General features: G+C 59.9%; 10 protein-coding genes. 2 read left to right on the top strand and 8 right to left on the bottom strand.

The genetic code is table 11. The features are described 5' to 3' along the window. Window positions 1-124: 124 nt before the first annotated feature. On the top strand, window positions 125-1,015 hold the full coding sequence (locus AB4N41_RS00450; RefSeq protein WP_041478431.1) for an ATP-binding protein: 891 nt from the start codon (window positions 125-127) through the stop codon (window positions 1,013-1,015). Continuing rightward, a complete protein-coding gene (locus AB4N41_RS00445) occupies window positions 1,012-1,494 on the top strand; it encodes a GAF domain-containing protein (protein ID WP_016770850.1) in 483 nt (160 codons plus the stop codon). The genes AB4N41_RS00450 and AB4N41_RS00445 overlap by 4 nt, the downstream gene beginning before the upstream one ends. Here AB4N41_RS00445 and AB4N41_RS00440 read toward each other — a convergent pair whose 3' ends face one another. The 8 genes from AB4N41_RS00440 to AB4N41_RS00405 form a co-directional block, all read right to left on the bottom strand. After that, window positions 1,495-4,440, bottom strand: a complete 2,946-nt coding sequence (locus AB4N41_RS00440) for an HD domain-containing phosphohydrolase (protein ID WP_252876687.1) — start codon at window positions 4,438-4,440, stop codon at window positions 1,495-1,497. It abuts the gene before it with no gap. Between the two features lie 49 nt (window positions 4,441-4,489). Then, window positions 4,490-8,134: a transporter substrate-binding domain-containing protein gene (locus tag AB4N41_RS00435; RefSeq protein ID WP_252876686.1), complete on the bottom strand. Its 3,645-nt coding sequence runs from the start codon at window positions 8,132-8,134 to the stop codon at window positions 4,490-4,492. 8 nt (window positions 8,135-8,142) lie between these two features. After that, window positions 8,143-8,769 carry a response regulator transcription factor gene (locus AB4N41_RS00430; protein WP_041478434.1) on the bottom strand — a complete coding sequence of 209 codons (627 nt, stop codon included), beginning with the start codon at window positions 8,767-8,769 and terminating at the stop codon, window positions 8,143-8,145. A 380-nt stretch (window positions 8,770-9,149) separates the two neighbouring features. After that, window positions 9,150-10,478 carry a deoxyguanosinetriphosphate triphosphohydrolase gene (locus tag AB4N41_RS00425; protein WP_076563711.1) on the bottom strand — a complete coding sequence of 443 codons (1,329 nt, stop codon included), beginning with the start codon at window positions 10,476-10,478 and terminating at the stop codon, window positions 9,150-9,152. 69 nt (window positions 10,479-10,547) lie between these two features. Beyond that, on the bottom strand, window positions 10,548-11,711 hold the full coding sequence (locus AB4N41_RS00420; RefSeq protein ID WP_041478435.1) for an EAL domain-containing protein: 1,164 nt from the start codon (window positions 11,709-11,711) through the stop codon (window positions 10,548-10,550). A gap of 120 nt (window positions 11,712-11,831) precedes the next feature. Beyond that, entirely contained in the window at window positions 11,832-12,170 is a 339-nt protein-coding gene (locus AB4N41_RS00415; RefSeq protein WP_016770844.1) for a hypothetical protein, read from the bottom strand. Then, on the bottom strand, window positions 12,167-12,553 hold the full coding sequence (locus AB4N41_RS00410) for a phage holin family protein (protein ID WP_008079909.1): 387 nt from the start codon (window positions 12,551-12,553) through the stop codon (window positions 12,167-12,169). Before AB4N41_RS00410 ends, AB4N41_RS00415 begins: the two co-directional genes overlap by 4 nt. A 2-nt stretch (window positions 12,554-12,555) precedes the next feature. Further along, window positions 12,556-12,870 carry an ElaB/YgaM/YqjD family protein gene (locus AB4N41_RS00405; RefSeq protein ID WP_016770842.1) on the bottom strand — a complete coding sequence of 105 codons (315 nt, stop codon included), beginning with the start codon at window positions 12,868-12,870 and terminating at the stop codon, window positions 12,556-12,558. Window positions 12,871-13,073: the final 203 nt, after the last annotated feature.

The raw sequence follows: 13,073 nt of genomic DNA, 5'->3' as shown, positions 1-13,073 counted from the left end.
TAGTCGATCATGCAGGGATACCGAGGTTCCCGAATCGCCTTGTAACAAGGCTTGCTGAGGCGATTTTATCTGTGTGTCGTCGCTGGATCGTCATCATCACTGTGAAAGTGCCCGAGGAGAAGACGTGGATTCCCGATTGAATGCTTTTCTTGAACGCGCCGAGTCGGTTCTGGCGCGAATCGAACCACTGTTGCCGGCACCGCGCCCCGTCATTGACTGGAACACATGCCTGGCAGCGCGCTGGCAGCGTGACGGTCGCAGCGGCTACCTGTTGCCGCTGGAAGTCAGCCTCGACATGCGTCTGTCCGACCTGATCGGCGTCGACCGGCAGTTGGAGCAGTTGGGGCGCAACACACAACAATTTCTTGATGGCATGCCGGCCAACCACGCCTTGCTCTGGGGTTCACGCGGTACCGGCAAGTCTTCGCTGGTGCGTGCGTTGCTGGCCGAGCACGCCGGTGCCGGCCTGCGTCTGATCGAGATCGAACGCGATCACTTGGCTGACCTGCCACGCGTGGTCGAGCAAGTCGCCAAATTGCCGCAACGATTCGTGCTGTTCTGCGATGACCTGTCGTTCGAATCCGGCGAAGGCGACTACCGCGTGCTGAAAAGCGTGCTCGACGGTTCGCTCGAGCAGGCCCCCGACAATGTCTTGTTGTACGCCACTTCCAACCGCCGCCACCTGGTGCCGGAAAAGGAAAGCGACAACGAAAACTGGAAGCGCGTCGACGGCGAACTGCACCCGAGCGAAGCGGTGGAAGACAAGATCGCCCTGTCCGACCGTTTCGGCCTGTGGCTGTCGTTCTACCCGTTTACCCAGGAACATTTTCTCAACGTCGTCGAGCACTGGATCGGCCAGTTGGCCGCCAAGGCCGGCCTGAGCTGGCAGCGCGACGAAGCACTCGACATCCTCGCCGTGCGCTGGGCCACCGGCCGCGGTAATCGCAACGGACGTTGCGCGTATCAATTCGCCCGCTACTGGGTGGGACTGAAATTGCTGGAGCACAAGGCATGATTGATTTGCAACAAAGCGGCCAGGGCCTCGAAGGCTACGGTATGTTGGCCGCGCAACTGGAATCGCTACTGGCGGACGAGCGCGATTTCATCGCCAATGCCGCGCAGTTTTCCGCATTCCTGTTCAACCAGCTCGATGATTTGAACTGGGCCGGTTTCTACCTCAATCGTAACGAAGAGCTGGTGCTCGGCCCGTTTCAGGGCCAGATCGCTTGCGTGCGCATCCCGTTCGGGCGCGGTGTTTGCGGCGCCGCTGCTGCCAGTCTGCAAACCCAGCGCGTCGAGGATGTACATGCCTTCCCGGGCCACATTGCCTGCGACAGCGCTTCCAACAGCGAACTGGTAGTGCCCTTGGTCAAGGACGGTCGCCTGATCGGCGTGCTCGACCTCGACAGCCCGAAGCTGGCGCGTTTCGGCGCCGAAGATCAGGCCGGCATCGAGCAACTGGCGGCGATTTTCCTGCGCCTGACCGACTGCTGATCAACCGCCGAGGCCAGCTTTGTGCAACAGGCTGGCCGTATCCACGCTGTCGATTTGCGCGGGATCGAGAAACCGCGTCGCGTACTGCATGTACACCCCTTCGTTGATGAACAGGCCGAACAGCGGCGCATCGATGTGCGCTTCACGGCACATGGTCGCCATGATCCCCAGCGCTTCACTCAGCGACTTGGCTTTCTTGTAAGGGCGATCGGCGGCGGTCAGCGCTTCGAAAATATCGGCAATCGCCATCATCCTGGCCGGCAGGCTCATCTCCTCGCGTTTCAGCCGTTTCGGATACCCGGTGCCGTCCATTTTTTCGTGATGGCCGCCGGCGATCTCGGCAATGCTGTCCAGGTGACCGGGGAAGGGCAGGTGGCTGAGCATCATGATCGTCTGCACCATGTGATGGTTGATGATGTAGCGCTCTTCGCGGGTCAGCGTGCCGCGGCCGATCTTCAGGTTGTACAACTCGCCGCGATTGTACTTGTACTCGGGTACATCGAGTTTGAAGCCCCAGGGATTGTCCTCGGGGATCAGTTCGCTCTTGTCGCGTTCGATCAGATGCTCGGGTTTGTCGGCCAGCAGACTTTCACTGACGGGCAGCAGCGGCGCAGGGGTTTTCGCCTGGCGGCGGTTTTCTTCCCAGGACACACCGACGCGATCATCAAGTGTGCGCAGCCATCTGCGTTGCGCCACTCGCTCGAGGCGTTGCAGATCAGCCTCGACCATGGCCTCGCCACCGAGATTGCTGCGGGCGACAAAGGCGAAGTCGTCGTCGAGCATCAGCAACTCACTATCACGGGCGCGGGCCAGCGCCGCTTCGTCTGCACCGCTTGCCAGGGTCTGCCAGTAGTTGATCCACACGTCACGCTTGAGCACTTCGAAGCGGGTGCGGATTTCATGGATGCGGTCGTTGATGGTCTCGAGCTTGGTGGCTTTGTCGACCACGTATTCCGGCGTCGTGACCTTGCCGCAATCGTGCAACCACGCTGCGATGTGCAACGCCTCCCATTCATCCTCGCTCGGTTGGTAAGCGCTGAACGCCGGGTCCTGGCTTGCCGCAGCAGCCTGGGCGAGCATCAACGTCAGTTCCGGCACCCGCTGGCAATGGCCGCCGGTGTAGGGGCTCTTGGCGTCGATCGCGCTGGCCAGCAGTTGGATGAAGGCGTCGAGCAGTTGTTTCTGCCGCGCTTGCAGACGCTGACTTTCGATGCTCACCGCCGCCGCGCCGGACACCGCCTGCAAGAAGGCAATTCGGTCAGGCCGCAGCTTTTCCAGATCACTCGGCTCACCACTGTCATTGACCAGCAGAATCAGCAGGCCGATGGTTTCATCGTGCTGGTTGTGCAGGCGGATGCCGATCAGGTGAATGCGCGGTGATTCCATGGCGAGGAGGATTTTCTGCAAGTCGCCGGCCTGATCGAAGCCCAGATGGCTGACGGTATTGTTGGCGCTGGCCAGTTGCTCGAACCACGCCGGGCCGGTGTTCTTATGCAGCTCGCGTCCCTCAATGTCGAACGCCTCCAGCTTCTGCGGCACGCCATCGATGACCAATCCATAAGGCTCCATGCGCGCGCCGTCAGCTTCGCGCAGGTAGATCAGACCGGCCTGCGCCTGAGCGATCTGTACGGTTTCGAACAGCACACGTTCGAGCAGCGGGGCAAACCGGGTTTCGGCGCACAGGCTGTCGGTGATGCGGAAGAAACTGCCCAGGGTTTCTTTCATCCGCGCCATCGACAGGCTCAATTGATCGACTTCCAGTACAGGAGAGCGGCGCGCCAGCGGAGAACTGAAGTCGAAGCTGCGGATCGCGTCGGCTTCCTTGACCAGGGCATGCAGCGGCTTGACCAGAATCCGCGAAATCACCCAGCCCAATGGCAGGCACAGCAACAGGATGGCCAGGGTGATCAGCGCGCCTTGCCAGCGCATCCGGAACGCATCCACCAGTAATTCGTCTTCCGGCACCAGCAGCGCCAGTTGCAGACCTTTCGGCCCGCCTTCCTCGATGCCGGTGCGTGCGACGATCCATTGCCGGTCGTTTACTTGCAGACGCTTGCCGATATTGTCGGAGCTGAGCAGCGCGTTCAGCTCAGGGCTGAGATCGGCCGCTCTGGCCAGCCGCGCAGTGCGGTCATCGACGATCAGGCGATGGCTGTCGGGGTAAGCCACGGCGTTGCCGTCGGTGTCGTACAGCGCGATCTCTGTCGAAGGCGTGACCTGGTGCTTGCCCAGGGCGGTCGACAGCGAAGCGAGGGTCAGGTCGGCGCCGATCACCGCGTTCTCGCCGCTGCGCCGGGCCAGCGTGGTGCCGACATTGTGGGTCGAGAAAAATACATAGGGCTCGGTGGTGATTTGCCCGGCCTGTTGCAGGGCGTCGCTGAACCAGGTCCGGCTGCGCGGATCGTACGGCTCTTGGGGATGCTCGCGGCGGTTGATCGGTGTCAGGGCCTGATCAAAGAACAATGATTGCGAGCGTATGGCGCCTTGTGGAGCATGCTCGATGCTCCAGACTTGATAGGCCGCCGCTTCCGGCGCCTGAAGCTGTGCCTTCAGAGCCGGAGTACGCAGCGCGCGCACCATGAAGAAATCGCCATTGGCGTAACCCAGATACAGCGACGCCAGCGCCGGGTTGTCGGTGAGCGACTGGCTGAAGGGTTTGAGCAAGGGCAGGCGTTGTTCCAGATCACTAGCCTGGGCTGCCGGGGTATCCGCCAGCAGGCTCAACAGGTTGCGGATCGGCTGATAGGTTGCCTGCAGATCGAGGCGTACATCCTGCTCGATGCGGTCAAACAGCTTTTCGCTGCTCGACAGGATGATCTGCGTGGTCTGGTGGTAATTGAACAGGCCCAGCACCACGCCGGTGAGCAATAAAAGAAAGGTGAACATGACGCTGATGTGCACGTGCAGCGGCAACCGGCGTTGCTCGGGGCGCAGTGGGCTGTGCATTGCAGGCTCTCCATGAATGTTTAACTCACTGCTCAGCGTCCAAGCATAGTTAAGACTCGCTCACTGTGCCTTGATCGGCCAGGGTCAATTGCTGTTGCAGGGCCTGCGCCAGTTCGAGCATCGCTTGGCTGGTTGCCGCCCAGCGACGGGCAATCTCCTGTGACGCGAGCGCTTGCTGGCAGGCGTCCTCGAGCTCATCGCAACATTCGATCAACCGCGAGGCCTGCGCGATGCGTGCTGCGCCCTTGATCTTGTGCGCAACCACTGCCAGCGCTTCGCGATCATCCTCGGGCGACAGCCTCAGCAGTTCTTCGCGGTCGAGACGGCTGCTCTTGAGCAGTTCCACCAGCATGCGCCGGGTTTGCCCGGGGTTGTTGCCGGTCAGCAGGCTCAGACTTTGCAGGTCGAAGACCGAGGCCGGTGATGCCGGCGTGATGCCGTCGATCCATTGTCCGAGCAAGGTCAGACTCAACGGTTTGAACAGGCAGTCGTCCATGCCGGCGAGCTTGCAGCGCTGGACTTCTTCGGGCTGGGCATTGGCGGTGAAACCCAGCACGGTGCACGGCGGGCGGTGGTTTTGCAGTTCAAGCTGGCGAATCCCACGGGTCATGTCATAGCCGTTCATCAAGGGCATGTTGCAGTCGACGATCACCAGATCGAAATGATCGGCCTTCCACCGCTCGAGGCCGCTGCAGCCATCTTCGGCAATGCTGAAGCGATGACCGAGAAACTCCAGTTGCTGACACATGAGCAAACGGTTGGCCGGATGGTCGTCGACAACCAGGACATGTAACGGCGTTGTCGCAGGCTTGATCAACGGTTCGCTTTTCGGCGGATTCGCCTTTGCCGGCAGGCTGTCCAGCGGCAGCGATATGCAAACCTGAGTGCCGATGCCGGGCTGGCTGCTCAACTGCAGTTGTCCGCCCATCATTTCGCACAGGTTGCGACTAATGACCAGCCCCAGGCCAGCGCCGTTTTTTGCCTGCCTACTGCCGTTATCCGCCTGCGAGAAAGGTTCGAACAAGCGCTGTTGATCTTCGGCGCTGATGCCTGAGCCGCTGTCCTGCACGGTCAGCTGCATCAATGTTCGCCCAGCAGCGTCTGCCGGGATCAGGTCGAGGGTGATCCGCACGTGGCCGCTTTCGGTGAACTTGATAGCGTTGCTGACCAGGTTGGACAGCACCTGCTTGAAGCGCAGCGGATCCAGATGCACATCCACAGCCGGGTTCGGCGGGTTGAAGACGACTTGCAAGGCAAGGTTTTTCTGCCGCGCTAGGCCGTCGAAGATGCGCGCAACGGAGGTCACCGTGTCGACCAGATTGATCCACTCCGGAGACAGGCTCAGGCGCCCGGATTCGATACGGGCGATGTCGAGGATATCGCCGATCAGCCCGAGCAGATCCTTGGCCGAATGGTAGGCCGTGTCGATCGAAGCGCGATCGGGGTGCTGCGGATCGATGCGTCGCAGGGTCAGTTCGAGCATGCCGATCACGGCGTTCATCGGTGTACGAATCTCGTGGCTCATAGTTGCCAGGAAGGTACTTTTGGCCCGGTTCGCCTCGTCTGCCTGTTCTTTGGCCGCACGCAGTTTTTCAAACAATTGGCGGCGTTCACTGATATCGATCCAGCCGCCAATGATGCCCTGGACGGCACCGCTGGAGTCGCGGTAGGGAAGTATCCAGTGGTAAATCGTCAGGCGGCGGCTGCCGATGTGCAGAGGCCGGTCGAGTATCAAGGGAATGCCTTCGGCAATGACTCTCTGGTAATCGGCCTGGAACGCCTCGGCCTCGAACGCGTTGCTCAGGGTGCCTTGCACGACGCCTTTGCCGATGATGTCCTCGCGTCTGGCGTTGAACGCTTCGAGATAACTGTCGTTGCAACTTTGCAGCAGACCCTGGCGATCTCGCACGTAAATCGGGTGTGGTGTGCCGTTAACCAGCGAGCGCATGAACTCCAGTTGATCGTTCAGCGCGCGTTCGGCAGCCTGACGTTGCTTGATCTGGTGGCGCATGTAGGCGTTCCAGGTCAACAACAGCAGCAGGATCAGGCCGGCGGCCGCGACTACTTGATAGAACAGCCGCTGGTAGTTTTGCCAGATGTTCTGGGAGGCGGTGGAGTAACCGCGCCAGCGGCCGTTGATCACGCCGAGCTCCTCGGGAGCGATGCTCAGCAGCGCCTTGTTGATGATCGAGGCCAGTTCGGTGTTGTCACGGGCGGTCGCCAGCGAAAAGGCCGCCTGACTGGTGCCGATGGTGGTGGTGATTTGCAGTGGCCGGTCAAAGATGCGCGATGAGATGAAATAGTTGGCGATCACCAGCGAGTTCACCGCGCCGTCGACATGGTTGTCGGCCAGCATCGACACGGCGCTGAAGGTGTCGGGGGTTTCGATCAGTTCGATGCCCGGAAAATTCTCATGCAAGTAGGCGACCAGCGGGTTGCCCTGGGCGATCGCCAGACGCTTGCCTTTGAGTTGGGCCAGGTTGGTCGGGCTGTCGGCGCTTTTGCGGGTCAGCAGCACGTAGGAATTTTCCAGATAGGGACGACTGAAACTCAGGTTTTTTTCACGATCGGCGCTGGGCAGCAGGGCGGCAATCAGATCGGCCTTGTGATTGTCGATCTGCCTGATCATTTCCGCATCGTTGCGACTGCGCTGGATTTCGAAACGCAGGCCGGTACGCAAGCGAATCAGTTCGAGAAGATCGGCGCTGATGCCGCGAAAATTTCCGGCGCTGTCGAAGAAGGTCAGCGGTGCGTACGCCTCATTGACCACTACGCTGACGACGGGATGCTGCTTGAGCCACTTTTCCTCACGATCCGTCAGCTGGAGTTTGCTGTCGGTGAGCAGCAGGTCGCTGCCGGCGCTCCAGCGCTTGGCGATGTCATCGCGCTGGCTGCGCGGGATCGCAGCGAGCACTGTGTCGATGATGCTCAGTAATTGCGGATTGCTGCGCCGCACGGCGAAGCTGAAGCCTTGGGCTTCCTGTTTGCCGAAATTGGCCATACGGACGTTGTTGAGATAGCCCTTGTTGATCATGTAATGGGTGGAGAGGGTGTCGCCGAGAAACACATCGGCCTGGTCGAAGGCTACCGCGTTGATTGCGTTCTGATAGGACGGATAGCAGGTGATCAGCGCTTTGGGATACAGCGCCTTGATCTCCGGCAGCGGCAAATAGTGATACACCATGCTCAGGCGCAGGCCGGCGAGGCCTTCGGTCAGCGAGCGGGTTTCATCTTCGCGGGTCACCAGTACCGGCTGATCGACCGCGTAAGGTGTGGAGAGCGCGAGGTTGGCATTGCCTGCTTCGTAGCCGTTGGCTGTGCCAAGCAGGTCGATCTGGCCATCGATCAAGGCGCGAATTGCAGCCTCGCGCGAGGGAAAGCGTTGCACGCGAATCGGCAAACCGGTGGCCTGACCGAGAATCCCTGCGTAATCGGCGGTCAGTCCCTCGTAGTCCTGGCCACTGACGGTCATGTCGAATGGCGGGTAATCAGGTGCGGAGGTACCCAGTTTCAGTTCGCTGCGAGTCTGTAGCCATTGCCGTTGTGACGGTTGCAGGACAGTTTGAACGGCCTCGGTGGCCGAGCGGCTGAGCAACGCATAGTCGGGTGAGGGGCTTGGCGAGGCGAAGGCATTGGCGCTCAGATACAGAACGGCGCTCAAGGTGATCAGGTAGTCCTTCAGACGGCTGGGCATGTGGGGTCTCACACGAGTGCGTTGCGTTTGGCCATCTCGATAAGTTCTACAAGGGATCTGGCTTTGAGTTTTTGCATCAGGCGCTTTTTGTAGGTGCTGACGGTTTTGTTGCTTAGAAACATGCCCTTGGCAATTTCCTTGTTGGTGCGTCCTTGTGCAAATAACTGCAATACCATCAGCTCGCGATCATTAACGGATTTGAATAGTTCAAGTTCTGCATATCGAGTGTCATCGCTGCGCACCGGATTAAGTGCCTGACTGGGGAAGTAGTTGTAACCGGAAAGTACCGCTTTGATTGCGCTGACCAATTCGCTCAAGTCTTCCTGCTTGCAGACATATCCCGATGCGCCGGATTGCATGCAGCGAATGCCGAACAGCGTAGGACACTGCGCCGTCAGAATCAGAATCTTGAAATTGGAACCCATGGTGTTGAAGCGGGCCAGCACTTCGAGGCCGTCCAGCTTGGGAATGCTGATATCGAGAATGACCAGGTCGGGCATGCATTCACGGACCATCTGCATGGCATCGACACCGTTATCGGTCTCACCGACGACCTTGTAGCCTTCATGTTCCAGGAGCATTCGCACGGCGAGGCGGATGACCGGATGATCGTCCACAATAAAAACGGAGTTCATAAATAGAGTCCCATGCAAGCATGAATAAAGCGCGCACCTTAGCTCAGATGCATGAGCACTCGCATGGACTGGTAGTGTCGCGACTACGTTATCGGATTAATCCTACGCGTAATGAAGAAATGGACTACGTTGAAATTAGGATAGGCGTAAGGAAGCACGAGCGTTCAATTCGCCGAAGATGGAAATTATCCGAGAGCCAATATTGATCTCCAATTATTTACTGGTGTTTAAAGTTGTGTTTAACAAGTGCGGTTCGTTTTGTTTGGTTGCCAGGGTCAGTGCGATCCAGTCTGACCAGTTTAAAGAACGCGTATAACGTTCGTGGCGAAAACTCACCGGGCATCAGCCGGCCAGACCAATGGCCGGCTGATGCGGGACGATCAATGACTTGAGCGGCCGGTCATTTCCAGTGCCATGTCACTGGCGTAACTGTCGGTCATGCCGGCGATGAAATCGATCATGCGCAGAAACGAACTGTGCAGCGAACCTTGAGGGTCCGGCGCATTGTTGCCGAGCAAATCGAGAATACGCCGGCTCTTGAACGACGGCGTGCGGCCGTTGTGCTGCTCCAGCGCGGCACCGCAGAACGAATTGAGCAGAATCTCCAGTGTCGTGTACGCGCCGATCTCATGCAGGGTCTTGCGTTTGTCCTGAAAGATTTTTTTGCGCGCGATGTCCTTGGCGTTCAACACGCAGCGCTTTGCCGGCCCGTGCATGTGTTCGACCAGATCGCCGTGCAGTGTGCCGGCGAGCAGAGCATCCTGCTGTTCGACAAATGCTCGCGCTGCCGCGTTGGTCAGGTGCTCGATGGCCTTGCCGCGCAGGATCGCCAGTTTACGCCGCCGGGAATCCTGCGGGCCGAGCTGGCGATAGGTTTCCGGCAAATCGTCGCCGACCAGACCGAGCAGCAGTGACTCGACTTCGGCGTATTCGAGCAGCTCCATTTCCAGACCGTCTTCGAGATCGATCAGCGCATAGCAGATGTCATCGGCGGCTTCCATCAGGTAGACCAGTGGATGGCGTGCCCAGCGCTGGTCTTCGATTTGCGGCAGACCGAGTTTGTGCGCGATCTGTTCGAGCAATGGCAGCTCGCTTTGGTAGCAGCCGAATTTGTGTTTCTTGTAGCCGAGGGAGTCGGCGTGGCGCGCGGTCCACGGGTACTTCAGATAGGTGCCCAGCGTCGCGTAAGTCAGGCGCGTGCCGCCATCGAACTGGTGATATTCCAGCTGCGTCAGCACGCGAAAGCCTTGAGCATTGCCCTCGAAATTGAGGAAGTCACCACGCTCGGCGTCGCTCATGCCATCGAGCCAGCCGCGCCCGGCGGCTTGTTGAAACCAGTGGCGAATCGCGTCTTCGCCGGAATGGCCGAATGGCGGATTGCCGATGTCATGCGCCAGGCAAGCCGATTGCACGACCATGCCGAGGTCGGCCGGGTCGCACCAGTCTGGCAGCGCGCTGCGCAAGGTTTCACCGACACGCATGCCCAGCGAACGGCCGACACAACTGACTTCCAGCGAATGGGTCAGGCGCGTGTGAATGTGATCGTTGCTGGTGACCGGGTGCACTTGGGTCTTGCGCCCGAGGCGGCGGAAGGCCCCGGAGAAAATGATGCGGTCATGGTCTTTGTGAAAAGGGCTGCGGCCGAGTTCTTGCGGGCTGTGCAGCGGCTTGCCGAGGCGTTCGCGGTTGAGCAGGGTTGGCCAATCCAAGGCTGAATCTCTCCGTCTGGTGACTGATCGCCCTAGCTTCCCGGTTCGGCCCCGCGCCTGCAAGCGGAACTACAGACCCGCCGCATCGATATCGATCAGCAGCAGCCGTTCACCGTTATCGAAGAACTGTCCGGCAGTCAGGCAATACTGGTTGCTGGTGGCGTCGCGATAGGTGTTGGACAGGGTCAGGCGGCGTTCTTCCCAGCCTTCGGCCAGCAGATGATAGAAGTACGGTCGCCACGACCAGTTGTGCCCCAGATAGCGATCATCGGCAAACCAGCCGTCATGGCGCCATTCGAGGTTGGGCGTCAGTTGCGTGCCGTGGCGATCGCACTGATAAAAGCGCAGCAGCCAGGGAAACGCCTGCAATTGCGGCAATGCACTGAGCGGGGCGCGGGCCTGCGCCCATTGCTGCAGAATCGCCATCAGCTCGCTGAGCTGCTGACGCATTTGCATCAGCCGCCCGCGCTCGCTGAGTTTCTGCTTCACGTAGCGTTGCCGCAATTGCGCGAAATGCGCGACGAAGGCATCGGTAGCGAAGAATTCTTCTTGTGCTCGGGCGAAGAGAAATCCCTGCACATAGCGCGAGCCGCACTCCAGCGCGAAATTCAGCTGCGCTTCGGTTTCGACGCCTTCGGCGATGATCCAGCAGCCGGTTTTCTCGGCCATCTGGGCGAGAGCCTTGACCACATCGCTGCTCGGTCCGCCGAGGGCCGCAGCCTGAAACAGGCGCATATCGAGCTTGAGAATGTCCGGTTGCAGGGCCAGCACCCGATCCAGCTGCGAATAGCCTGCGCCGAAATCATCAATGGCGATTCTCGCCCCTGCGTCACGGTAGCGCCCGACCACGTGGGCCAGGCGTTCGCTGTTACCACCCAGTTCGGTGATCTCGAAAACGATGCGCTGCGGATCAACCTCGTGTCGCGCCAGTTGTTTGAGACTTGGCAGCGCTTGATCGGCGCGTAGCCGGCTGATCCAGCGTGGCGACATGTTCAGACTGAGAAACCACTCGGCCGGCGCTTCATGCAGGCGGCTGAGGGCGTGATCACGGATTTGCCGGTCGAGACGGCGCAAGGCAGTGGCCGGCGTGCGCGGATCGGCGAACAACGGTCCTACCGAGGTCAGTTGACCATCGCTCTGACGCAGGCGGCCCAATGCTTCGACGCCTGCAATGCGGCCGGTGGCGGTATCGATGAAAGGCTGAAAACAGGCGAGCGGTTGCCCGTCGATCACGGCAAGTCCTTAATCTTGTTTTTGGTTTGGCCGCGCTTGCCGGATAGGCACGCGGGATGGAATCTCCCGATAAGGAGATTCATCCCGGCGCTACTGCAAGAATGTAGCCAAAAGGGCGATTCAGCGTTTGCCTGAGCTGTGCATGACCAGTCTGATCAGCGGCCCAAGCGTCGTGCCCAGACGCAGCAGTCGCGTCAAGCCGCCACCACTGCTGCGTTTCGAGCCTTTGCCGGTGAGGAAACCCAGCAGCGTCACCGCCGCCACGCCCCACAACGGCGCATGCTTGATGCCGAAACCATCCTGCACGTTCTGCTTCATGCCACGCATGCGCTGCAACGGTTGCAGCACTTGCGCGGTTTCGTGGCGGATTTCCTGACGGTGCATTTCCATGCGCAGGCGGATCAGCGCCTTGCGCATTTCCCGGCGGGAGCTGTTGTGCGGAAGTTCAGGCAGGCTCATGGCAGCAGACGCTCCCGGTCGTTGGCCAGCTCTTCGAGCGTGCCGTGGAAAGGCGAGGACTCATCGAAAATCGCCGCTTTGAGGCGCAGACCGCAGAAGATCGACGCCAGCGTGTAAAACACGCACAGGCCGATGATCGCCGCCAGGCGGTAGGTGTCCCAGAAGATGATCATCACCAGCGTCGACAGACCTACCAGCAACAGCAGGGCAAAAACCAGCGCCAGGCCGGCGAACAGCAGCAGGCTGACAGTGCGTGATTTCTGCTCCTGCAGTTCGATGCCGAACAGTTCAACATGACTGTGCAGCAGGCCCAGAACGGCAGCGCCGAGGCGACGCGTGGAGGAGGCGGTGCCCGCAGTCGGGCCGGATTCACCGATCGACATGATCAGCGCCGAGTTGCCAGCAAGCCGATCAGAAAGCCGACGCCGGCAGCGATGCCCACCGACTGCCATGGGTTGGCCGACACATAGTCTTCAGTAGCGGTTACGGCCGCCTGACCGCGCTCACGCAGCGTGTCTTCGGTCACCTTCAGGGTTTCCCGGGCACGCAGCAGGCTGTCATGAATCTGGGCACGCAGCTCATCGGCCTGATCACCCGCGAGGGTCTTGGTGTGTTCGAGCAAGCGTTCGGTGTCGGCGACCAGAGTCTGGAAGTCGTTCATCAGGATTTCTTGAGCAGTCTTTGCCTTGATGCTGGCCATGGGTGGATCTCCGTAGGTGGCTTTGAAGCGTTCGAGTATGAGCCCTGCGCGAAGGTTCAGTGCAAATGCCTGGTACAACTTTTGCTGTGTCGTGGTGCGTCGCTCGGCGTATGTGCGCTGTTGCCGGGCGTCCCAGCAGAAAAACTCTAATTAATTTACTAGCAGTTCGTGATCGGACATCGATAAATGCGCCAAATCAGTTC

The sequence above is a fragment of the Pseudomonas sp. S2_A10 genome (assembly GCF_054668465.1).
This window is presented reverse-complemented; position numbering and strand designations above follow the sequence as displayed.